Here is a 22,786-nt window from a genome sequence, read left to right on the forward strand (position 1 = left end):
TTTGCGTTTTTATCAGTATTTTTCCGATGCCATAGCGATATAGGGCTGCTGTTTTCATACAGCGCCAACGGGACTATATATTGCGTGGTGTTGGTGGTTAAAAGAAAAAATTATGGAGCAGCATACCATGGAGACATCAGAGCGAGATAGAATTGATATCAAGATCCAAAGTAGTGACTTGATCAGCAGGGATTTGAGCTGGATCAAGTTTAATTATAGGGTGCTTGACCAGTCTCAGAAATTGTCAAGGACCATCTTCGAAAAGTTGAAATTTTTGGCCATTACTGCTTCTAATCTTGATGAGTTTTTTATGATTCGGGTAGGATCGTTATATAACTATCTGGATTATGATAAGGAGCGGATTGATTATTCGGGATTGAGGGAAGACCCTTTTAAGGCGAAGTTGATGGATGATGCCCAGGGATTTCACTTTGCCCAGCATGAGCATTTTCTACATGAAATATTGCCAAAAACAAAAGCCTCTGGTTTTGAGCTCAGTAATGTCCAAAATCTCAGCAATGATGAGCAGGAAATCATCAAAGAGTATTTTTACAAGGCGGTGTATCCTATGCTCACACCAATGGTGTTTGATGGCTATCATACCTTCCCTATTTTGATGAACAAACTGCTGATCTTTGGGGTAGTGACCATCAATCCGGGAGATAAGAAAGACAATAGAAAACTCTCTTTCGTACAGATTCCTTCCAATATCCCACGTTTCTTTGAGATTGAGCGGGAGGATGAAATGGTATATGTGCCCATCGAAGAGGTGATTCGAGAGCATATTGTTTCCTTGTTCAGGAATGTGATCATTGAGAGCATAAATCTCTTTAGGATTATTCGTAACGGGGATTTTACCCTAGAGGAAACAGAGGACATGGATTCCAATTTTTTGGAAGAAGTGAAGCGCAAGCTGAATGAACGGAAGACCGGTCGAGTGGTACGGGTAGAGGTGGAGGAAGGATATAGCAAATGGATGATGAACCTGCTGAAAGACCGGTGGAATCTCCAGAATGATTCGGTCTTTAAAATCCGAAAGGAGAGTATGCTTGACTTTACCTGTTTTTGGCAGATTATTGGAGACAAGCGGTTTAAAGATCGTATTCCGCAACCGCCCATGCAGGTCCCTCCGTTAAGTTATCCGCTTACAGGAAGCCAGGATGTTTTCCAAGTGCTAAAGCAAAAGGATGTCCTTTTACACCATCCTTACAACAGCATGGAACCTATCATGGACCTCTTGCACAAAGCAGCCGAAGACCCAAGTGTAATGGCCATCAAGATGACCATTTACCGGTTGGCCAAACATTCAAGGATTACCCAAGCGTTACTAAAAGCTGCAGAGAATGGAAAGCACGTTTCGGTGTTATTTGAAGTGAAGGCGCGTTTTGATGAGGAAAATAACATGCAAGAAGCCAAAAGGTTACAAAAAGCAGGCTGTTTTGTGATCTATGGGGTGAGTAATTTTAAAACCCACACCAAGCTCTTGCTGATCGTGAAGAAGGATGAAAACAAGGTGACGCGCTTTGTGCACCTAGGCTCTGGAAATTACAATGAAGATACCTCAAAACTGTATACGGATCTGGGCTTATTGACGACTAACGAGGTCCTGGCCAATGATGTTTCTGAGTTTTTTAACGTCATTACGGGGCATTCTATGCCATCAAATTACAAAAACCTGATTACAGCACCGCAAGGGATGCGAAAGCAGTTGATTGAGTTTGTGGAGCATGAAGCAGAAAATGCCAAAAGGGGACTTCCTTGTGGTATTGTTATAAAAGTCAACAGTTTAGAAGACAGTGAGACCATTTATGCGCTTTATAGGGCCAGCCAAAGTGGTGTTCCTATCAAATTAATTGTAAGAGGAATTTGCTGTCTCCGCCCTGGAAGGAAAGGGCTCAGTGAAAATATTGAGGTGTATTCCATTGTCGGGGATTTCTTGGAACATAGCAGAATATACCATTTCCATAATAATGGTGATTCCCGTACGTATGTAGGAAGTGCTGATATGATGGTCAGGAGTTTTGAAAAGCGACTTGAATCACTTTTCAGGGTACAGGATCCGTTCTTGGAAAAGCAATTGATGAACATTTTGGCCTATAACCTTAGGGATAATGTGAATGCGTACATCATGCAAGAAGACGGATCATATTTGGCCAAATCCCCAGAAGAGGGGGAATCGGAGTTTAACATCCATAAAGAGTTCTACCGGGTGACACCGGATATCGTAGAAAATGTATCATTACTGTAAAAAGAAAAGCCGGTAAATACCGGCTTTTTTATGCTTTATTTTTATTCCGTTCATAAAGGACATTCATCACACCATCTTTTAGTCCCACATCCGGGACGATCATTCTTTTGGAATGAGCAGCTTCCATGGCTGTGAGGTAAATAGAAGTTGCCGGGATGATAACATCTGCCCTGTCAGGGTTTAGGTTGAGGACATTTACGCGTTCATCGAACGTAAAAGATGCCAAGTAAGCTTGCATCTCTTGGATTTTTGCAAAATCCAAGTACCGTTTGTTTTTTCTTGGTTTTGACAATTCGAACACCTTATTAATGTTTCCTCCGGTACCGATACAGGTAATGGCGTGCCTTTTATCAATGTTTTCTTGGATAAATGTTTTCATGGCCTTCCAAACCTTCGGGGATTCCTTGTGGTCCAAGGCTCTCACGGAACCGATTTTAAAGGACTTTGAAGCTATCTTTTGACGGTTTTGATAAATGTTAAGCTCGGTGCTTCCTCCTCCGACATCAATATGCAAATAGGGCTTATGGTCGATGTAATTCCATAAGGCAATGTTAATGAGATCAGCCTCCCGGTTACCGTCGATAATTTGGATTTTTAGCCCGATATCCTGCTTTACTTCTTGAGCAATTGCTCTGCCATTCTCTGATTCCCTCATCGCTGATGTAGCGCAGACCATGTAATCGTCTACCTCATAAAGATCTATGAGCAATTTGTAAGCTTTCATCAGTTTGATGAATTTTTCCTTACTTTCCTCACTAATCTTTTTGCTATGAAATACATCTTTCCCTAGCCTTAGGGGGAATCGGACATATTCCAATTTTTTGAAATTAATCTGCTCCTGGTGGTGGGTGACGTGGGTGATTTGGAGCCTAATGGCATTAGACCCAATATCTACTGCTGCTAACTTCAAAATATCTTTAGGTAAGTGGTTTTGTTAAAGTTGAATTCAATAAAAACGCTTCCCAAAATTATAAATTTTAAAGTAATTACGTAAATAAATTAATGCTTCAAGTTATTTCTTTCGAGATATTGCCAATAATATAATGCCACCAGCGATCGCTATTCCGCCGGCATATGGGGGCCATCCGATGTCGTTTTCTTCCGTTTTATTTACTTTCAAGGGACCTGCGTCGATGACGGTTTCTTCGGTAGTAAATGAAAATCCCGTAAAAATGAACATGGCGATGCCAATAATGATGAGAATAAATCCAGTTAATTTCATGACAAACAATTTAGATACGTTATTTCCATTACAAAAAACCTACCAAACCAAAAGATTACGCCATTAATTGCTGGAAGAGGATGTTTGCTTTTGTGTCCGGTAGCGGTATATCGATAACAGGATACATAGGATCAAAATAAATCCAACGATCAGTAAAGACCAAGTGCTTGGGAAATGATAGATCGGTGCTATGATCATTTTAATACCAATAAACACCAAGATAAAGGCCAGTCCATGCTTTAGGTAATGAAACATGTCAAATGCCCCAGCCAACAGAAAATATAAAGCTCTGAGGCCGAGGATAGCAAAGATGTTGGAAGTATACAGGATCACAGGATCTTTTGATACCGAAAAAATGGCGGGGATACTATCCACGGCAAATAATAGGTCTGTAAACTCTATTACAGCTACTACCACGAGTAGCTGTGTGGCATAGCGTTTTCCATTGATACGGACGAAGAATAGGTCACGGTGATAATGAGGATCAACTTTGAAAAATTTATGAATTAGCTTGGTGCCAAAAGAACGGCTATAATCATCGGTGTTTTCCTCTTCTGATTGCCAAGATTTAAATCCAGCATAGATCAGAAAACCTCCAAATAAGGTCATGACAATATTTATTCTTATGCTGTGGCCAGCGATTTGAACAGGAGAGAGGTAGCTCAGGTCGATCAGGGTGACCCCGAAGAAGATGAAAATGGCACGCATAAATATGGCTCCCAAAATTCCATAAAAGAGAACCTTGTGCTGGTAAGCATCAGGGACATTGAAATACCTGAACACCATGATGAAGACAAAAAGATTATCGACACTCAATGCCTTTTCGATAAGGAATGCCGTGTAGTATTCAGAGGCCTTTTCAAGTCCCATATCGAGGTAAATGTACCCACCGAAAAGTACTCCCAGTCCGATCCACATAATGGACCATTTGAGCGCCTCCTTCATGGAGACTTTATGTGACTTTTTATTAAAAACCAATAAATCTATCAAGAGTAAACCTACGATTAGGATACCGAAAATGAATAAGGTAGTGCTTTCTTCTTGGATATAGTTCATGGCTTATCGAAATTTATAATTCATGAAATGCTGAGCTCTTGTTAGGCTATTGGTGAATGCTTATTTATCAAAAGGAAAAAAAATGGGAATACAAAAGGTGGCAATGATCCAGAACATGATGTTCAGCGGAGTGCCTACTTTTAAGTAATCCGTGAATTTGTAATTACCGGGAGTATAAATCATCGTGTTGGTTTGATAGCCCATGGGCGTCATAAAACTCAAAGAGGAAGCAAACGTGACAGCCATCAAAAACGGACGGTCACTTACATCCAATGCTGAGGCAATGCTGATGGCGATAGGAGCCAGCAGTGCTGCAGTGGCGTTGTTTGACATGATGTTGGTCGAGAGGAAAGTTACCAAAAAGACTACGCTCATGATGGTCCTCGGACCAAAATCTCCCAATTGCGCTACCAACGTATTGGCAAGGAGGTTGGCCGCTCCGGTTTTTTCAAGGGCCGTTCCCATGGATAATATACCCGCTAGCATGAAGAGTACTTTCCAGTCCACGGAGCGATAAGCATCCTCTGCACTGATGGATTTAAAAAGGATTAGAAGGACCACGCCAAAAATTGCCGCAATGGGGATCGGCAACAGTTTAAATCCCGCAACAGTAATGACAGCCGCCACAATAAAAATGGTGAAGGCAATTTTCTTCCAAACCATTCTCGGGGAGGTGTCCTCAGATATGACCAAAAGGCTATCACTACCTTTGAGTTGATCGACCATTTCTTCATCTCCCCGTACGAGCAGGACGTCACCAGCTGAAATTTTGGTGTTTTTTAATTTGGTATGCAAAATGTCATTTCGGTGCCGAATAGCCAATACGGTAAGGCCGGGATAGGTTCTTCTAAAATCGATGGATTTCACGGTATTGTTGATCAGGCTGGAATTTGGAGGGACCACCATTTCATAGAGCTTGTGTCCTTGTGAGCGGAAATCTTCGTCTTTTAGTTTTAGGTCGATTTTGAGTTCAATTCCAGGGATATTCCTGATTTGGGTGAGGGTATCCTTATCGCAGCGCACTCTGATGGTGTCTTCTTCTCGGATGACCGTGTATTTATAAGCATTGATGACTTCACCGGTCTTTCGGATAATTTGGATGGGATCCATGTTATAGTCGGTAAACAACCGTGACATTTTAATGGACTTTCCAGTGTCTTCGAATTTCTTGGTTACAAATACCTCCGTGATATAATCACCCATGTCAAACGTTTCAGAAATATTCCGGGATGGTTGTCGCTTGGGGATGATCCATTGCCCTATGGTCATCATATAAGCAATCCCTGAAGCCAGAAATATCAGGCCCATTCCACTCATCTCAAAAATCCCAAATGGCTTTGCTCCGTGGCTTTGGGCGATACCGCTCACAAGGATATTGGTGCTGGTCCCCAACAACGTGCACACTCCGCCCATTAGTGCTCCAAAAGAAAGGGGCATCAAGAGCTTGGAAGGAGTGATGCCTGTGTCTTTGGCGATCTTAAGCACTGTGGGCATTAACAGGGCCACTACAGCAGTGTCATTGATGAAAGCAGATAATACCCCTGAAAAGACCATGAGTATAAACATAAAGGCATATTCATTCTTCCTACCCATCCTTAAGAATAGGATGTTGATGGTGTTTAGAGAGCCTGTTCTGAAAACCGCCGCGCTGATCACAAACATGGCACCTACCGTAATGGTCGCGGGATTGCTGAATCCTGCTACTCCTTCCTCAAACGTAAGGATGCCCGACACCATGAAGGCTAGCATGACCATAATCGAAACGGTATCGATGGACCATTTTTCAGAAAGAAATAAGACCATGGCTACTGCGATGATCGCGAGAACAGTTATGATTTCAGGTGTCATACGTTACATTTTGGCATAGTGGCCCCTCTTAATTTTTCTTCTGATGGTGAAAAAATTAATGAATCCAACAATTAAAAATACGACACTAATTCCAAATGAAATATATCCCAACCCTTTTATATTTTCTAAGTCTTCGACCTTGACCAAGGCGGTACCGCTGACCAAAAAATACAAGCTGGTCCGGATATAGGAAAGGAGGGTCCTGTTGTTGGCCAATTTAGTTCGCTGACGGGCTAGATAATCTCTGACTATTAATTCATTTTCAGATTCTTTTTCCATAATTTTGGACCGTATATTTATATTAATATCATAATAAATCTATCAAAAATGTTTTTTTCAAAGAAGAAATTTATAGCTGTTTTGGCCTTCACTTCCTTACTTTCAGCAGGAACGCACGCACAAGATCAAGCTGACAGTGTCTCACAGGTGGCCAAAGACACCACTTATTGGACAAAAGAGTTTTCTGCTGGACTCAATTTTAACCAAGGTGCTTTTAGTAGTAACTGGTCTGCTGGGGGGGTAAACTCTGTGGCCTTGGGCGCGATCCTCAAGGGAAAGGCAAACTACCTTAAGGGAAGATGGAGCTGGGATAACCAGATGGAAATGCTTTATGGGGTAGTGAAAAATGAAGGGGAAGATGGTAGAAAGTCGAATGATAGAATATTTTTGGATTCGAAGGTGGGTTACAGTGTCTCTGAGCATTGGGATGCTTATTTTTCTGCAAACTTCCTCTCCCAATTTGCCAATGGCTATAATTATGATGAAGATCCCCGGACATTAATCTCTGGATTTATGTCCCCTGCTTACCTGACCACTTCTTTGGGTTTTGAGTATAAGCCAAACGAAGAATTTGTTTTAAGAATCGGCCCATTTTCACCCAGATGGACCTTTGTGACGGATTTATCCATTGCTGATAACGTAGAAGAAAATTATGGGGTGCCGATAGGAGAAAAGGTAAGGACTGAGTGGCTCGCTTTACAGTTATTTGCTGAATGGGATAAGGATATTAGTGATAATTTTAATATCCTTTCCAGGTATCAAATGTACGCAAATTATGAAACATTGTCTTTTAAGAAGATTGATCATCGACTGGATGTTACCTTAACAGCGAAAATAACAGAAATCATCAGCGTAACGTTTACGAGCATTAACTTATACGATTATGACCAAGATCCAGGTATCCAATATAGCCAGGGATTATCTCTCGGATTACTGTATAAGGTAAGCAACAAAAAAGAGTAGACAACATTCCTTTTTAGATAAATATTTTGTTTGTTCACGGAATTTATTATTTTTGTTTAACTGTGGTAGTTAAATAATAGTTGGTTTAGTTTTCAAAGTAAAGAGCAGGGAATTTTTCCCTGCTTTTTTCTTTTTTATGAATAGCTTTAAGTGATATTTACTATTGATATAAATCAACTTATGATTTTTTTGTGTTTTAGCGGATCAAGCCGAAAAGTTGGAGGCATTTTACTCTATAATGAAAATTGGCAGTTCCCCCAGGGCAAACACTTTTAAACTATTAGTAAAGAGATGTCAGCCTGAATTAAAGAATTTCAAGGGGCTAAAAGCGATTTCCCTGATGGTTATCAAGTTTGGCAAACGCATTTAGTACTAATTTCGTGTAAAGGAGCTATCATCCGTGCCGCTGGCACTCCTTTGGGAGGTTGAGGAGCGCTTAAGTTCCTGCGGATGAATCCGCAGGTTACAAAATTTATCGTGCCGCTGGCACTTTGTCCCGATTTGTACATTGGAAACCGCGGTAGCCTATCTTACCGAATGACGGGATAGGCTGAAAGAATGATTTGTTGATTTGGATCGTACAAGCCGTCGCAGCTATCTGCTCATGTATAGTGGTTGGCTTGGTTGAGGTTAAACCCTGAATATGCGCTAGCAACTGAGCATCCTGCCTAATCCGCCTTTGGCGGAGGGGCATATAAAAGGTGCAGGTGACAACCTGCACCAAAAATGATTGCACACAAAAGGGTAAGTTCCGTAGGAACGGCAGATATAAATGCAAATAGGAACATTTTTTTAATGGCGTTTGCCATGTGGAGGAAGTCCATTGTTTTAACGGCATGAAATTTTCTTTTTTAGGAACAAGTCAACATTTTTCCCCCAGAAATATTGCTTGATCTTTACAGGAACAAGCCGAAAAGTTGGGGGCTAGCCTATTTCGATGGATAAATATTTTCTTCGCCACCTTTGGTTGCTATTTTGCTACGGATGAACGCCGATAAACACAGATAGGATGATTAAGAAATGGCAAATCCGTGTTTAAGTCTTTTATCAGTAGCTTACTTGACTTAAAAGTTTACGATGCCCATGCCTTTGGCAATGAAGAGGACTTCTCGGTAAAGTGTGGATTCATCCCGTTCAAAGATGAAATAACATCCTTTTTAAAAAAGTTGTTCTCAGAAATGTTGCTTGATCCGTGGTATTGTGTATGATTTAACCTTGAAAGTCAGCCCCAAAAGGGGCGGCACATTCATAGCCATGGGTGAAGCCCATGGTAAATTACCCCATTCAACGTTTTTCGTTTTAGCCGCGTTGACCGCCCAATTCCCCACAACTTCCCGCTAAAACCTATTCTAGCGAATGGAGGAAAAGCATCGTTTTAGCGATATGAAATTTTCTTTCATAAGAGCATGTCTAAAATCATCCCCCCAGAAATATTGCTTGATGCGCTTTACTTTATGTGTAATGCCATTTTTCGAGATCGTTTTTAAGAATAGTTCTGATTTTAGCCCCTTGTAGTGATCTCGGTTTGGAGTGATGATATGAGGTGATAGGATAAAAGAGTGGCGCCGTTTTTTAAACACTTGGAGCCTGTCCGAGGCATTTACAGATAGGTGAGGTTTGTTTGGCAAAATCATATCCTTCTTGCCACCACTTGCGCATTTGGTTGGGGTCAAAAATCAATGAGTTTTCTGTTAGAACTTTTGGAGGGTAATAGAAGTTCAGGTTGACTTTTTTTTGAGACCCTTGGAGTTTTCCAATGGTAATGTCATCGTTGGATATTTGGTTGAGCATAAAGTCAAACGTCCTTGTGGTGAGTTCCATGGCATTTTTAACAGGGTTTTTTGGGGAAGTAGGCTTGTTGGTTTTTAGGACGATGATATCGATCTCTGTCGCTCCCCTTCGAATCGATTCTGAGATGGGGATAAGATCTGCCATTCCACCATCCGCATATTCCATGTTGTCTTTTTCGACCAGGCTCATAAAGGGAACCATATTGGCCGAAGCCCAAATCCAATCACAGAAGTCCGTGTAACAGCATTCTTTTAGGGATTTATACTCTACTTGATTGGTGCTAAGGTTAGATACCGTAATGACCACATCAGCACTATTTTCCTTCATCTCATTAAAATCTGTTTCAAGGATGCTTTTGCCGATGAGTTTGCGAAGACTGGTAGTGTCGCCGAAGGTTTTCTTTTGCTGGATAAACATTTTGATGATTCCCCAGTGGTTGATTCGGCTTCTGTAGCTCCCGTTTTCTTTGGTGATGACAAAGGGGCAAATGGTGAAGATATCTTTTTGCTTTACCGTGGTATAGACATTTTTGATCTTCTCGACATCATCGATGGATAGGTGAGGGATAAGCAGACTTCCCGTGGATGTGCCCAAAAACAGATCATACTTAAAATTGCATTCCCGTAATAAAAATTCTGCGATTCCTCCAGCGTAAGCCCCCTTGCTTCCACCTCCCGAAATTACCAATGCCCTCATAGCTATAATGTTCCATAAAATTATAAACCCATAAAACTTGCGCAGGAACTGAGTCTATACTCCTTTCCTACGCAAGTATCGTTTATAAATTTACTGGTTTATGACTAAAAGCCAAATATTAGGATTGATGCTGCTCTCGCAACAGGTCATTGATGGTTTTGACAGGATTAAAAGTTCCGAGAGGCACTTCTACAAATATGGAATTCCAGTCCGCCATGGAGCCGTTCCATAGTCCGGGCAGCTCTTGGGCTTTGAGGTCTTTCCCGTTTTTTGATTTTTGGGTGATGAATCCCGTTTCTGGATCCCGGTATTGAAGTAAGTCAAATTTATTGCCTTTGTAATCTTTTACCCCGCAAACCAAGTCAGTGGGGTTGAAGTGGGATGAGCTTCTGAAGATTTTGGCTACTTTACTGTCGTTTAGGTCGAGCTGAGCCGTCTCACCAATTTGGAGAGAGAATGAGCCGTCTTTTTCCTTTACCCAGAAGGGGCCGCCGCCTGGCTCCCCGGTGTTTTCCACCATTCCACATACTCTCAGTGGCCGGTTGAGCTTTGCTTGCAGATAGCTTATCTTTTCGCTTTTGGAAAGACTGCTAAATTTAGAAGGTAGCCGTAAGCCCAAGCTATCTTCCAGAAGTTCAGCTGCAGCACCAATGGTTTCTTCCGATGGGTTGTCATCTAATTTTTCAAGCAGGTTGAAAAGTTTTGCCTGTGTTTCCAAAAGTATGGACGCAATGACGATCTTATATTTTTTTGTGGTTTCTTTGAGTCTGTCAGGGACTACATTGTCGATGTTTTTTATAAATATAAGATCAGCATCGATTTCATTTAGATTTTCCAGAAGCGCACCATGGCCAGCTGGTCTAAATAGGATTTCTCCATTATCCTCTAGGAAAGGAGTGTTGTCCATATTTACCGCAATGGTGTCTGTGGAAGGTTTTTGCTGGGAAAAACTCACTTCAAACTTGACCTTAAATTGCTTTTCTAGTTTGTCCTGTAGCTCATGGACATGTTCTTTAAACCGTTCTTGATGTTCCGGGGAAACGGTGAAATGAAGTCTTACCGTATTTTCTTTTCCAAGTCCGTATTGAAGGCCTTCAATAAAATGCTCGTGTACCGGGGTGCGGTTGGCGTCCTTGTAAGCGTGAAACTTGAGTAAGCCTTTGGGCAATTTCCCATACGCTAGCCCTTTATCATCAAGCAAATAGGCTATAATGGTAGGGAAATCTCCCGTGTCCAAGAGCTCTTTTATCTCAAAACCGTCAGCAGAAAGTTTTTCGTCCAAATCCTTATAAAAAGCAAATGATTTGAGATTGGAGATAAAAGTCTTTACAAACGGATTGGCCTCTAGCGTTCGGTCTTCAGCTTCCAGGTAGGCAAAGAGATTTTTAAACATCCTGGTGGCTGCTCCACTGGCGGGAACGAACTTTACGATTTCTTTATCTGACGTAACCGAAGCATATTTTTTTTCATATGCTGCAATTTGTGCATCGGTGATTTCTTCAATTCCATTCCCAATGGTTGCAGGTTCGTCAATAGGTAAAAATGGAAAGCCATTTTTGAAGTTTGAGATCTGTTTTTCGATCTTTTCAGGATCTCTTCCCTGTAAGGTAATTTTCTCTTTTACTGCTTCCTCAATCATTTCTTTATTACTTATAATTAAAAACAATAATTAAAATGGTAATTATGTTCTAATAATTGGGTTTATGTACTACTTAAAAGGTTGTGTTAGTATTCTTAAATAATTCAATCAGTCAATTTTATATAAAAAAATGTATTTTAACTAATTTTTTTTGCTTTTTATGTAACGAATTTAACGAAACTCATTTAAAGTAGAATGGGTAGTATTGGGTATCAGTGTTAGTATTGGTGAAAGGCTTGGGTAACAAATTTCAGTACTGAAGGTAAAGATTTTCTCCAATAAGTCCAAGTGTGCCCTCCATCTCTTATTCTGAATTCGTGGGGTATTTCTTGCTTTTTCATGGCAATATGTACCAAGCTGTTTCCTTCATAAAGAAAGTCATCATCTCCACAGTCGATATACCACCGGACGGCTCCTTTATCTTCTTCCGAAACCTGTTCAATTAAAGATAATGCGTTGTGGTTTTCATAATATGCTTTGAGTTCTTCGTCGGTGTAATTTTCCGTATCCATTCTTCTTTTCATTTCCTCAAGGGACAGTGGTCCCACATAGGCACTTAGGGGAGCTGAAGAGGAGAATAATTCCGGGTGATGCAATGCATAAATCATGCTTCCTCCGCCTCCCATGGAAAGTCCCGCCACTGCCCGATAGCGCTTTTCACCCTTGATACGGTATTTTTTCTCTATGTGCGGCATAAATTCGTCAAAGAAAAAATCTTCATAGTTCCATTTGCCATCAATTTGGTTAAAATAGCCGCGACGTCCTGTATCGGCATCGGGCATCACGATGATCATGGGAGTGGCTTCTCCGCTGCTGATCGATTGGTCGGCTATGTGAAGGACCTCCCCAAATTGGACCCATCCCGTTTGGTCATCTCCTGCACCATGTAGCAGGTATAGGACCGGGTAGCTGCGCTCGGAAGTTTCGTAATCAGGAGGAAGGTAGATTGCATATTTTCTTTCTCCTCCTAAAATTTCGCTTGGAAGGCTGAGGTCATCGAAGACTTTTCCCGTTTGGCAATAGGCCACAGAAGCGGAGAGGACATATGCCAAGCCGAAAACAATATGGTAAACGATTTTCATAGTGAATTAATTTGGGTTTATTAAAGATAACCGATATCCTGTTTTATCAAATGGTATTTTGAGGAATTTCTTAATTTTATCCCTTACGGTAAGGGCAATGAAGTGCTGGGAATGAAAAAAGATCTTCATGACACGCCTGTTACAAAAGAGATTCGATGATATCTTGTGCTCTGTCGAGTGAGCCCATGTAGACCACGCTTCCTTCTTTGTTTAATACCACAACGGTAGGGTAGACGTATACGCCAAAATCATCCATGATTTTTTGTGTTCCTTGTAAGACGTTAAACGTGTAGCCTTTGTCACGAATGGCTTCAAAGGCTTGGCCAGGACGGTCACTGGACATCGGGCGGTTCATCGCATAGATTGCGAGGTCTGGGTGGTCTAGGTATTGTTCATGAAGCTGCTGCAAATCGGGGAATTTTTTCCAGCATGGCGCGCAACCGATAAACCAAAAATCCAACAGCACTACTTTTCCTTTTAGCTGTTCATTTGTGATTTCATGCCCCTTCTCATCAGTAGCCTTAAATGATACGGAGGTTTCTTCGGTCACTTGTCCAGATGTATTGCCAAATTCTATATAATGAACCCACGTATCATAAACACTAAGGTTTAAAACGAAGGGAAATAGGAAAAGGCTAAAGCCATAGGTATAGCGGTTCTTGATGGTTTTGGCCGTCATGATGGCAGCAGCTAAACTTCCTAGCACCAGACAGATAAATGTAGGCAATACCTTAATGGCAAATCTTAGACTGGGAAGGCTGATAAATGCAAAAAGCAAGATCCCAAAGAGGGAGGCTGAAATGACCCATTTTGAAGGGATGAGATTTGATAGCTGTCGGATTACCAAGGCATCAATAGCCAAAATCAACATGAATCCAAGTAGAGCTCCAAATCCCCATAGGTTAAAGTCCCTTGATAAGGTCAAAACATAAGCGCTGCTATAAAAAGAAATCAAAAATATAATTGCTGCAAGAAAAATGCTGCTAACGGTTTTTTTCATGAATGTGCCAGGAGTTTTGGTTGTTCGTATTAGTACGTTGGTCGGGTGGCCTAAGTTCGGTTACCATTTATCTATCAGCTTAAAGCGGATTTTATCTCCTTGCTTTTTTTGGGAAAGGCAAGAAATTGCCTGTTGGGAGAGCTGTAGGATCCTGGGATAACCACCGGTAACTTGTGCATCTTTCATGAGCACCACCAATTTGCCACCAGGGGTAAGCTGTACCGTTCCGGGGTAGACAGGGGCGGTCAGAATTTCCTTCAGGTTGTTTTCAAACTTTTCTTCCAACTGGATGCCCATTCTGTTTTGTTTGGCAGAAAGGTGAAAATCCCTTGCCAACAGCTGTTCGAAAAGCCCTTCATCCATTTCTGCTGCTTCTGCTCCTGGGTAGACCGCTAAGGTCTCCTCTTCAAACAGTGCATCATCTACAGCGACTTTGGCATGGGAAGCGGAGTGCGCCTTTGGACTGGGCAGGTAGGGCAAGGTCATTCCCTTTTCTAGCCTTGCATTTTTGGTTATACCATTGTACCAGCTTTTACTGCCCAGGATTTTTTCTGTTTGGAAGCCGCCTTGGACACCAAGGTAAATCCTACATCCTTTTTTTACGGGTGATAGCCGGAGTTTATCCCCCGCACCCACATTGATGACATGGTTGATGGAATATTCCTGATCATTTACCTGGACTTTTACTGGGGCACCAGTGATGATAATGGTGGCAGGGTGGTGAAAGCGGAATTCTCCACCCACCATGGTCAGTTCCAGACAGGCGTCAGATGGATCATTTTGAAGGAGGTGATTGGCCAGTAGGTAGGACTGTTCATCCATGGCTCCAGCAGCAGGAATCCCCCAGTGGGCATACCCAAACCTGCCAAGATCCTGGATGGTGCCATAAAACCCTGCTTTGATGACTTCCATGTTGCCTTCAGATTTCTTCATAGTCCAGTTGGTAATTGTTTTCCTTCAATAGTGAAATGATATCCTGATAGTGTTCTGCAGAGACCGCCTTAAATGTGATGTAGTCTCCAGGCTGAGGTTTGATGGGGGGATCTGATGTGACGTTGAATAATGGCACAGGTGTTTTGCCTATGACATGCCATCCCCCAGGACTGTTTTGGGGGTAAATGCCCGTTTGTTTCCCGCCAATGGCTACGGCACCTTTCTCGATCAGGGGATCCGGTTGTTTTTTTCTAGGTACGAAGAGTTGTTGGTCCAGTCCGCCCAAATACATAAAACCGGGCATAAAACCGTAAAAATAAAGCAAGTAATGGGAAGATTGATGCAGGGAAATCACCTCGTCAGTAGACATGCTCGCATAAGAAGCTACGTGGTCAAGGTCTTTACCTGAGTACCAAACGGGAATGGTCCATCTTTTTCTATTCATACTGGAGTCGGAGTGGACACTCTTTTCTGCCAAAAGCTCTAATTCATTGAGGATGTCTTGAAGTTGGAATGTCGATTTAAAGCGAAGGCTTAAACAATGGTAGCCCATGGTGACTTCAAGCAATTCCTGCTGCCAAATTCCTTGGATTTGAGTTTTCATGGACATCATTTCCATCAGGGTGGATTCCTCGATGGAAGGAGGCCAATACAGCTCCAAAATAGTGGGTGAAATGTGTTTGTACTTGAATAAATGTGGCATGAATGTGGTGTTTTCTGTTTGAAAAATAACTGTCAATTAGCTGATTTCATCGTCTCATGGATGGCTTTGGTGAGCGCTAAGGCTCCCCGACTGTCTCCGTGGACACAAACTGTATCTGCCTCTATGGGGATCATTTTTCCTGAAAGTGTCTGAACTTTCCCTGTTATGACCATATTTGCCAAATGGCTTACCGCATCTTTTGTGTTATGGATGAGTGCTTCGGGGTCGTCCCTGGAAACAAGACTCAAATCCTCATGATAGTTTCTGTCGGCAAAAACTTCATGCCAAACCTCCAGTCCGTTTTCTTTGGCAATTTTTGCCATGACCGATCCATAGGGCGCATATACAATCACCTCCGGGTAGTGGGTCTTAATAAGTGCTACTAATAAACTGGCCGTTCCCGCATCTTTTGCCGCTAAATTATATAAGGCGCCGTGGGGTTTGATATGATGCAGTGCAGCATTGCTTTGCGTCAGGATATCTTGAAAACTCTTCAGCTGTGATCGGAGGCTTTCCACTAATTTTTCTGGAGGCATTTCCATGACTTTTCGCCCAAAGTTTTTCCGATCAGGGAAAGCGGGATGTGCCCCTATTTTTACGTGGTGTTTTTGAGCTAACTTGATGGTGTCAGCCATAGATTTTGCATCACCAGCATGTCCGCCACAGGCTATGTTACAACTGGTAATATAAGCCATTACGTCAGCATCCGACTCCATTCCTTCCCCGAGATCACAATTGATATCTATTGTCATAAACTCCAGTTTTGTATTACGCTCAGCATACTTTTACATCCCAATACCAAAGTAATTACCCAAATGGCAATACCAAAGATATTGGCGATAAGGTGGTTTTTGAATGGCCCCATCAAAGAGGTTTTATTGGCCATCCAAAGGATAAAGGTACTCAAAACAGGTAATAAAATCCCATTGGTAAGCTGAGCGAATGCAATCAATTGGATGGGTTTTATTCCAAGGGAAGCAAAAATCACCCCTAATAGCAGAATAATGCTGAAGGTCCAGCGCATGGGCTGAGCGGAAAGGCGATTGTTCCACCCAAAGCAACCGCAGATCACCAATCCACCTGCCAACGGAGCGGTAATGGCAGATGTTATACCTGCTGAAAATAGCCCAACACCCAAAAAATACGGAGCAGTTGGCCCTAATAAGGGAACCAAACTTTCACTCAGGTCACTGACCACTTCCACATGGTTGGCATTGCCTAACGTGCCGGTCACTAGAATGGCCATGGAGACCAGTCCTCCTAAAATCACCGAAATGAAAATGTCAGCTCTCACGTAGCGGAGCGATTGGGGACTATTCCACATACGGGCCACCAATGCTGAATGGAGAAAAAGATTATAAGGTACCACGGTAGTTCCTATCAGGGCTACGATGGTCAGGATGTTATCTGTGCGAACTTCGGGAACAAAACCTGCTATCAGGGTGGAAAGATCCGGTTTTCCCGCCACAGCGGTGATCATGAACACTACGCTCATGATCATTACCGTTCCGATCATCAACCGTTCGATGTGCTTGTAGCTGCCCCGCATCAAGAGTATCCAGGCAAACAGTCCCGTTAGCAGAGGCCATGGTCGGAAATACACTCCAAAAGGTGAGATCACCTTTTCGGGTAGAAATGTTTCCAGCCCCATCACGGCACCACTGAGGTTTCCTGCTTCATAAGCAGCATTTCCGACCACTATCGCCCCAATGACCAACCCCAATGCCAATATGGCAAAGGCTTTGGGGCGGATTTCAGTTTTGATGATGTGGGGGAGCCATCTTTGGGTAATCAAGCCTATTCTGCCGGCCATTTCCTGCAAGGTGATCGTGGCTATCATGGACAATAGTAGGGCCCAAAGTAATTCATAGCCAAAATTAACCCCAGCCATGCTGTAAACCGTTACGGTGCCAGGACCAATAAATGCAGCGGCTACCAATGGCCCTGGGCCAACGTATATTGTAAGCTTTTTAAACATGCTCCATCTTATTTTTCGACTTTACCCTGGAAGCAATCTAGTGAAATCCCGTGATATTAATTCGATTTAAACCTTAGGTACTGGAGTAATTCTAATGTGAAGGGAGTGTGGGACGGTAACTGTCGCACTATTGCAAATGAAGGTTAGTTTAAGTGATAGCTGTCCGTTAATTTGCATCAAAAATCAGGAAGAAATGGAATTGATCCTAATTGGACTCATTGTGATGAACCTGCTCCTGAGCAGTTGGATGATCATAAAGCATGGACAGGGCAGGTCTGCTAATGAGCGGGTAACGGAAGACCTTGCAGCCATTAAACAGGATTTGAATGTTCAGATGGCCGAAAACAGAAAGGAACTGAATTTGCAAATGAACCAGCAATTCAAGTTGGTTATGGACATGGTGCGTGAATCGGGTAAAGACCAGGGAGCGGTACTGAAAGACTTTGGCAAACTCTTCAGGGAAAATGTACGGGAGTTCAATGATTTACAGCGAGAGAAGTTCTCTGAATTGGAGCGGCGCCAGGAAAAAATGTTAGTGGCAACAGAGGCTAGGCTTGAGAAGATGCGGGAGACGGTGGATGAAAAGCTTCAAAAGACACTGGAAACCCGTTTAGGGCAGTCTTTTGAGGCCGTAAGTAAGCAGCTTCAAGCGGTACAAAAGGGATTGGGAGAAATGCAGCAACTTGCCACTGGTGTGGGGGACTTAAAGCGGGTGCTCACCAATGTGAAAAGCCGTGGGATTTTAGGCGAATATCAGCTTCAAAGCATCTTAGAAAACATCCTTTCCCCTGACCAATACATCTCAAATGCCGTCATGAAACGGGGAAGTTCCGAACGGGTGGAGTTTGCCGTCAAACTGCCGGGGAACAATGAGTCACCTGTCTTCCTTCCGGTAGATGCTAAATTTCCTCAAGAAGCGTATCATCGTTTGTTGGAAGCTTATGAGGGAGGAGATAAGAGTGCCATGGAAGTGGCTAAGACTGCTCTTTACAGGGCAGTAAGGAAATCAGCGCAGGATATTAGCCAAAAGTATATTTATCCCCCGTACACAACTGATTTTGCGGTGATGTTTTTACCAATGGAGAGTTTGTATGCAGAAGTGATCCGTGAAGGGGGATTGGCGCAGCAGCTCCAACAGGATTTTAAGGTAGTGGTGGCAGGACCAACTACTTTTGCGGCGATGCTAAACAGTTTGCAGATGGGATTCAAAACCTTGGCTATTCAAAAGCGCAGCAGCGAAGTATGGAAAGTCCTGGGAGCGGTAAAGACGGAGTTTGGTAAATTTGGTGACTTGATCCAAAAGGCCCAGAAAAAGCTCCATGAGGCCAATAATGAATTGGACACATTAGTGGGCACGAGAACACGTGTAATCCAGCGAAGATTACGGGATGTGGAAGCATTGCCCGAAGATGAAAAGGGTAAATTTTTGGATAGCTGAGCGCCAGTGCAGGATAAATTTCACATTTCCTTATGCAACTTTGGCGTTCATTGAACGTTTTTTCTAAAAAAGAAGAAACTATGAAAGTGAAAATAGGAATGGGATTTTTGGCCATGATGCTGATCATGGTTGCCTGCAATCCTGTAAAAGTTTACTTAGAGAAAGAAGAGGTCAAACCGTCTCGAAACTATGAGACTTTTGCGATCATTAATCAATATCAAGGAAAGGAAGCTTGGAATTCGCCAACATTGGACAGAAACTTAAGGGATGGATTGGCCAAAGGGATGCAAGCGCGGGGATTTGAGGAGAATAGCCAGCAGCCAGACCTGATCCTCCGATACAATACACTACTCAGTGAAGGTGAGAAAGAGGTAAGGAACAATGATTATTATGGAATGTCACCTTTCGGGCCATATGGAATGTATAATCCCTATATGTATCGTTACCCATATGGTGCGCCCTATTGGCCTAGTAGCACGGAAATAGAAAAGTACAATTTGGGTGAAGTGGTGATTGATTTTATTGATCCAAAGGCAGACGAGGTGATATTGCGGATCAGTGCTGTGGGTGAGGTAAATAACGTGAAACAAAAGTATAAAAACATTGACGTCTCAGTCGATAAAATTCTAAATGAATTTTCACGGAATATGCCCAAAAAACAAGACAAAACTTAAGGTGATAAGAGGTGAAGGAGAAAAGTCTCAGGTCAATGGGGGATGATCATGTCCCCCATTGCCAAAGATTCTTTACCGTCAAACACCCCATTCTACAGTGATGAATACTCATGTAGACTTGATGTAAACCGCATCTGTCCTGATGCTGATCTGTTTTTAGAGCAGGTGGCATAAACATGGTTTTTGAATATTAAAAAAAAGGAGAAGCCAAAGCAGTACGGCTTCTCCTTTTTTTACAACCTGGCTTTCTTACAAGAAGCCTTTTACCTGTTCTTATCCTTTAAGGGTGCTTTTGATTTGTTCCTTAATGGTTCCCATGACCACTGGATTTAGCTTTTTGGCCTTAAATGTGTTTTCCATTTTTTTCAGCAATTGTTCAGCTCCTTTCTGGTCATCTTCTTTGATCAATGCCTCGGCCATTCTGCGGTAAGCCCAGTTAAGTGAAATGTTATCCAACCCCTCTGAGCCGGAGGATTTGGCAAAAACCTTATCCAAGTGCGTAGAGGCCTCTTTGACATTTCGAGACCGCACTTGCAGTCCATTGGTTTCTGGATCCACGGTTTTGAAGGTCATGGCCTCATTGGTTCCAAGGACAAAATCCGCATAAACGCTCATGGGGTTTTTAGCATACTTGGAAGCGACTTCCTGCAGTTGTGCGTTACCATTTTTGAGGCTCGGGCTGTCACTTCCTAGCAAATAAAATAGCATTCCCACGTCATCCGTAAAGTATACGTCTGCAATTTGATCGTCTTGCTTGCTCAAAGGACTTTTTATTCTGATTTTTATTTCCTCGCTTTGGATGACCGAGCCATCTTCTGCTTTATAGGCAGCCTTGATCTTGTAAAAGCCGGGCATATCAAAATAAAACCCTTTGCTGCCGTAGCCGATGTATGCACTGGTGTAGAGGGTATGTTTTTCCTCGTCCAGGGTTTCCAGTTTTTCGGCAACACAGTTATGTCCTACGGGTTCGTAATCGATCACCTTTCCGTCAGGCTTCATGATTCCGATACGCACTTGTTCGTATTTGGGGTGGATGTGGGCATTTACTACCCGCTCATCCCTATTTCTGGAGCGAAGTTTTATTTCGACCACTACAGGCTCACCGAGCGTATAAGCGGACTTGACGGGAACGATTTCCAATTTCAGGCCGGTGTGATTTTCGATCACTTCGGACACAAAATCCTCTGAGTGGGCGTGTGGTGCTTCATGTCCTGCGCCGACTGCCCAGTCGTTACCGCCCATGACCACATTGTTATAATAGCCGTGACGCATATGAGTCAATTCTCCCTGGTCAAACTTAAACGTGAAGTTATTCCAAAATTGACCGATTCCATTTGCTTGATCATATTTCCAAGGATAGTTCATCCAGCTTAAGCTGTCGGGTCGACTTTTGTCCCAGCTATGTAGCAGGTTGAAGGCGTGGCCCAATTCGTGAACATAAGTGTACAGTTGATTTCTGACGTAATCGTTACCAGAATGGTAATTGGCCAAGGTGTCTTGAAAAACGGCGCAACCTTGTCGGTGAGGTTTTTTGTTTTGATAGTCAAACATGATCCCGAGTAGGGTGTTGATGACGGCCCTTTTTGCGGCAAATAGCCAAACGGTCCATTGCGGAAGGTTACGGAAGACGCTAAAGTGCCTTACCATACTCGCATGCATTTCCGATTCTGTCCATCGGTTATCGCTTCCCGCTTCACTGGTGTTGATCACATTATTATGACCTGTATATGCCATGTTGATGCCAGCTTCCTGAAAGGCTTTTACTACTGTCAAGTCCCTTGATGGTCCCGGGTTTGGAAAGGTTCCCGTATGATAGCTCCCAAAAAGACTGGTGCCTGCTTCTACATCCGTTTCCAGTCTGACGGTCCTAAAATACCTGGAGCGGAATTTACAGGTATATGAAGCTCCGGACAGATTATACTGCATAAAAGTGATGGTCGCGGCCGCGGGGGAATAGAAAATGTAATTTCTCGGAATCACAATCTTGGCCTTATTTGCCCACATGGACCGCGTGCCGGTAAGGTATCCTACCAAGGTGGCTTTTGTGCTGGTGTAGGTGATGCTGGGGTAGTTCATGCTGAATGAACCCCAATAGGTGGTGGTGGATCCTACGTGGAAGAAATCAAAACTCGCTTTGTTGAGGGCTCCTGCGCGGTCCACATCTACTCTTAATTCCAACCGCCAACTTCCCTGAACTCCGATATAGCTACCACTTACGGCCAAACGTGGAATGACCAGTTTATCTTTTATAATAATGCGGTCTTCTAAATCTCCAATTCCGTATGCTTGTACCCCATTTTCGACATTTGCTTCAGGATAAGTAATGTCTTCGGGAGGTGCTTCCATGGATGGATGATCTGCATGATGCTCATGTGCATGCCCATTTGAGGCTGCTTCATCATTCGTGTTCAATTGATGCTCTTGATTCGGTTCTTCTTGAATCGAGGAGTTTTCTGAAAGGGTGGCTTCGGAGAAGCCAGGATCGTCATAAATTGTCATGGTTAAAAATGTTTTGGTTAAATTGGTTAGTACAGTGTGTGCAGTAGGTGAAATGCACCGAGACGTCATGTGAGGTTCCTTAAATGCATTGACTACCAGTTTATTACGGTTGTAATTTGGTTTAGGCAAAGACATTTAACGCTAAAAGTGGTTTTGCAGGATTTTTCTTCAAGTATGGTTAAGCTTATCTTCGATAAGCGATTACTTGACATGATATCTAGATGTCCATGTCGGCCACGCCAACACGCTGTAATACATGTGTTTGGCTAAAAACTGCTGGTTAATTCTTATATTCCTAACAGGTTAGGATCCATTTAAACGCTAAAAATCATCGAAGCGACGGATAATCGCCGGGCCCAAGTTTTCTGGCTGTTGAAGTTCAGCAGGCCTGAGATACTGATGATGTGGTTTTGTTGTTTAAGTAGTTATTTATCAACATGTTGGTAGGTATAAATTTAAGTGTTTTTCACTAAAAGTTAGGGTTAATTTCCTGTGAATTAGTATTTAACGAGTACAATGAGTATTGGATAGATTTGATTGAGTATACTTCAAAAATATGGGGTTTAGGTAATTCGTGGCTAGGCTTAGGGAAGGAGGAAGTGAATAGTGAGGATAATCATTGCTTTGATTTTGCTTTTTAAAAAAATAAAAAATGAAGTTTATGTTCAAAGAGGTGAGAATAAAGCTCTTTTGAATTTGGCGTATTATGTTTATTTTAGAACCACCTTTCAACCGTT

At 42.6% G+C, this 22,786-nt stretch carries 18 protein-coding genes; 4 read left to right on the forward strand and 14 right to left on the reverse strand.

Translation table 11 applies throughout. The features are described 5' to 3' along the window. Positions 1-112: 112 nt before the first annotated feature. Positions 113-2,248: a polyphosphate kinase 1 gene (gene ppk1, locus ECHVI_RS14620; RefSeq protein WP_015266786.1), complete on the forward strand. Its 2,136-nt coding sequence runs from the start codon at positions 113-115 to the stop codon at positions 2,246-2,248. A gap of 28 nt (positions 2,249-2,276) precedes the next feature. On the opposite strand, the gene ECHVI_RS14625 is transcribed toward ppk1, so the two are convergent. The 5 genes from ECHVI_RS14625 to ECHVI_RS14645 all read right to left on the reverse strand — a co-directional run bounded on the left by ECHVI_RS14625 (position 2,277) and on the right by ECHVI_RS14645 (position 6,653). Continuing rightward, positions 2,277-3,158 (reverse strand): Ppx/GppA phosphatase family protein, encoded by an 882-nt coding sequence (locus ECHVI_RS14625; RefSeq protein WP_015266787.1) that lies wholly within the window; start codon positions 3,156-3,158, stop codon positions 2,277-2,279. Positions 3,159-3,260: 102 nt separating this feature from the next. Then, positions 3,261-3,470, reverse strand: a complete 210-nt coding sequence (locus ECHVI_RS14630; protein WP_015266788.1) for a hypothetical protein — start codon at positions 3,468-3,470, stop codon at positions 3,261-3,263. 63 nt (positions 3,471-3,533) lie between these two features. Continuing rightward, positions 3,534-4,526: a TerC family protein gene (locus ECHVI_RS14635; RefSeq protein ID WP_015266789.1), complete on the reverse strand. Its 993-nt coding sequence runs from the start codon at positions 4,524-4,526 to the stop codon at positions 3,534-3,536. Between the two features lie 60 nt (positions 4,527-4,586). Further along, positions 4,587-6,374 carry an SLC13 family permease gene (locus ECHVI_RS14640; RefSeq protein WP_015266790.1) on the reverse strand — a complete coding sequence of 596 codons (1,788 nt, stop codon included), beginning with the start codon at positions 6,372-6,374 and terminating at the stop codon, positions 4,587-4,589. Positions 6,375-6,377: 3 nt separating this feature from the next. Next, positions 6,378-6,653, reverse strand: coding sequence for a YidH family protein (locus tag ECHVI_RS14645; RefSeq protein WP_015266791.1), 276 nt, complete (start codon positions 6,651-6,653; stop codon positions 6,378-6,380). Between the two features lie 48 nt (positions 6,654-6,701). Between ECHVI_RS14645 and ECHVI_RS14650 the strand changes: the two genes are divergently transcribed. After that, positions 6,702-7,616 carry a DUF3078 domain-containing protein gene (locus ECHVI_RS14650; protein WP_015266792.1) on the forward strand — a complete coding sequence of 305 codons (915 nt, stop codon included), beginning with the start codon at positions 6,702-6,704 and terminating at the stop codon, positions 7,614-7,616. A gap of 1,572 nt (positions 7,617-9,188) precedes the next feature. On the opposite strand, the gene ECHVI_RS14660 is transcribed toward ECHVI_RS14650, so the two are convergent. The 8 genes from ECHVI_RS14660 to ECHVI_RS14695 form a co-directional block, all read right to left on the reverse strand. After that, on the reverse strand, positions 9,189-10,103 hold the full coding sequence (locus ECHVI_RS14660) for a patatin-like phospholipase family protein (RefSeq protein ID WP_015266794.1): 915 nt from the start codon (positions 10,101-10,103) through the stop codon (positions 9,189-9,191). Positions 10,104-10,221: 118 nt separating this feature from the next. After that, positions 10,222-11,742 (reverse strand): DUF4301 family protein, encoded by a 1,521-nt coding sequence (locus ECHVI_RS14665; RefSeq protein ID WP_015266795.1) that lies wholly within the window; start codon positions 11,740-11,742, stop codon positions 10,222-10,224. Between the two features lie 218 nt (positions 11,743-11,960). Beyond that, positions 11,961-12,824 carry an alpha/beta hydrolase gene (locus ECHVI_RS14670; RefSeq protein WP_015266796.1) on the reverse strand — a complete coding sequence of 288 codons (864 nt, stop codon included), beginning with the start codon at positions 12,822-12,824 and terminating at the stop codon, positions 11,961-11,963. Positions 12,825-12,963: 139 nt separating this feature from the next. Further along, on the reverse strand, positions 12,964-13,824 hold the full coding sequence (locus ECHVI_RS14675) for a TlpA family protein disulfide reductase (RefSeq protein ID WP_015266797.1): 861 nt from the start codon (positions 13,822-13,824) through the stop codon (positions 12,964-12,966). Positions 13,825-13,884: 60 nt separating this feature from the next. Further along, a complete protein-coding gene (locus ECHVI_RS14680; protein ID WP_015266798.1) occupies positions 13,885-14,757 on the reverse strand; it encodes a 5-oxoprolinase subunit C family protein in 873 nt (290 codons plus the stop codon). Further along, a complete protein-coding gene (pxpB, locus tag ECHVI_RS14685; protein WP_015266799.1) occupies positions 14,744-15,460 on the reverse strand; it encodes a 5-oxoprolinase subunit PxpB in 717 nt (238 codons plus the stop codon). Before pxpB ends, ECHVI_RS14680 begins: the two co-directional genes overlap by 14 nt. Before the next feature lie 32 nt (positions 15,461-15,492). Further along, on the reverse strand, positions 15,493-16,212 hold the full coding sequence (pxpA, locus tag ECHVI_RS14690; protein ID WP_015266800.1) for a 5-oxoprolinase subunit PxpA: 720 nt from the start codon (positions 16,210-16,212) through the stop codon (positions 15,493-15,495). Next, positions 16,209-17,438 (reverse strand): Nramp family divalent metal transporter, encoded by a 1,230-nt coding sequence (locus ECHVI_RS14695; protein ID WP_015266801.1) that lies wholly within the window; start codon positions 17,436-17,438, stop codon positions 16,209-16,211. Before ECHVI_RS14695 ends, pxpA begins: the two co-directional genes overlap by 4 nt. A gap of 193 nt (positions 17,439-17,631) precedes the next feature. Between ECHVI_RS14695 and ECHVI_RS14700 the strand changes: the two genes are divergently transcribed. Together ECHVI_RS14700 and ECHVI_RS14705 are read left to right on the forward strand one after the other, a co-directional pair. Beyond that, positions 17,632-18,876: a DNA recombination protein RmuC gene (locus ECHVI_RS14700; protein ID WP_015266802.1), complete on the forward strand. Its 1,245-nt coding sequence runs from the start codon at positions 17,632-17,634 to the stop codon at positions 18,874-18,876. An 80-nt stretch (positions 18,877-18,956) separates the two neighbouring features. Beyond that, positions 18,957-19,550, forward strand: coding sequence for a DUF4136 domain-containing protein (locus ECHVI_RS14705; protein WP_015266803.1), 594 nt, complete (start codon positions 18,957-18,959; stop codon positions 19,548-19,550). A gap of 273 nt (positions 19,551-19,823) precedes the next feature. Here ECHVI_RS14705 and ECHVI_RS14710 read toward each other — a convergent pair whose 3' ends face one another. Next, positions 19,824-22,049, reverse strand: a complete 2,226-nt coding sequence (locus ECHVI_RS14710) for a zinc metalloprotease (protein WP_015266804.1) — start codon at positions 22,047-22,049, stop codon at positions 19,824-19,826. Between the last annotated feature and the right edge of the window lie 737 nt (positions 22,050-22,786).

This window comes from Echinicola vietnamensis DSM 17526 (genome assembly GCF_000325705.1).
Taxonomy (GTDB): domain Bacteria; phylum Bacteroidota; class Bacteroidia; order Cytophagales; family Cyclobacteriaceae; genus Echinicola; species Echinicola vietnamensis.

What these genes read in the sequence shown, in the direction of transcription:
- ECHVI_RS14705 (WP_015266803.1), top strand. Translation starts at nt 18,957, where the DNA reads ATGAAAGTGAAAATAGGAATGGGATTTTTGGCCATGATGCTGATCATG.
- ECHVI_RS14710 (WP_015266804.1), bottom strand. Translation starts at nt 22,049, where the DNA reads ATGACAATTTATGACGATCCTGGCTTCTCCGAAGCCACCCTTTCAGAA.
- ECHVI_RS14650 (WP_015266792.1), top strand. Translation starts at nt 6,702, where the DNA reads ATGTTTTTTTCAAAGAAGAAATTTATAGCTGTTTTGGCCTTCACTTCC.
- ECHVI_RS14640 (WP_015266790.1), bottom strand. Translation starts at nt 6,374, where the DNA reads ATGACACCTGAAATCATAACTGTTCTCGCGATCATCGCAGTAGCCATG.
- ECHVI_RS14670 (WP_015266796.1), bottom strand. Translation starts at nt 12,824, where the DNA reads ATGAAAATCGTTTACCATATTGTTTTCGGCTTGGCATATGTCCTCTCC.
- ECHVI_RS14630 (WP_015266788.1), bottom strand. Translation starts at nt 3,470, where the DNA reads ATGAAATTAACTGGATTTATTCTCATCATTATTGGCATCGCCATGTTC.
- ECHVI_RS14635 (WP_015266789.1), bottom strand. Translation starts at nt 4,526, where the DNA reads ATGAACTATATCCAAGAAGAAAGCACTACCTTATTCATTTTCGGTATC.
- ECHVI_RS14680 (WP_015266798.1), bottom strand. Translation starts at nt 14,757, where the DNA reads ATGAAGAAATCTGAAGGCAACATGGAAGTCATCAAAGCAGGGTTTTAT.
- pxpB (WP_015266799.1), bottom strand. Translation starts at nt 15,460, where the DNA reads ATGCCACATTTATTCAAGTACAAACACATTTCACCCACTATTTTGGAG.
- ECHVI_RS14645 (WP_015266791.1), bottom strand. Translation starts at nt 6,653, where the DNA reads ATGGAAAAAGAATCTGAAAATGAATTAATAGTCAGAGATTATCTAGCC.
- ECHVI_RS14700 (WP_015266802.1), top strand. Translation starts at nt 17,632, where the DNA reads ATGGAATTGATCCTAATTGGACTCATTGTGATGAACCTGCTCCTGAGC.
- ECHVI_RS14675 (WP_015266797.1), bottom strand. Translation starts at nt 13,824, where the DNA reads ATGAAAAAAACCGTTAGCAGCATTTTTCTTGCAGCAATTATATTTTTG.
- ECHVI_RS14695 (WP_015266801.1), bottom strand. Translation starts at nt 17,438, where the DNA reads ATGTTTAAAAAGCTTACAATATACGTTGGCCCAGGGCCATTGGTAGCC.
- ECHVI_RS14660 (WP_015266794.1), bottom strand. Translation starts at nt 10,103, where the DNA reads ATGAGGGCATTGGTAATTTCGGGAGGTGGAAGCAAGGGGGCTTACGCT.
- ECHVI_RS14665 (WP_015266795.1), bottom strand. Translation starts at nt 11,742, where the DNA reads ATGATTGAGGAAGCAGTAAAAGAGAAAATTACCTTACAGGGAAGAGAT.
- ppk1 (WP_015266786.1), top strand. Translation starts at nt 113, where the DNA reads ATGGAGCAGCATACCATGGAGACATCAGAGCGAGATAGAATTGATATC.
- pxpA (WP_015266800.1), bottom strand. Translation starts at nt 16,212, where the DNA reads ATGACAATAGATATCAATTGTGATCTCGGGGAAGGAATGGAGTCGGAT.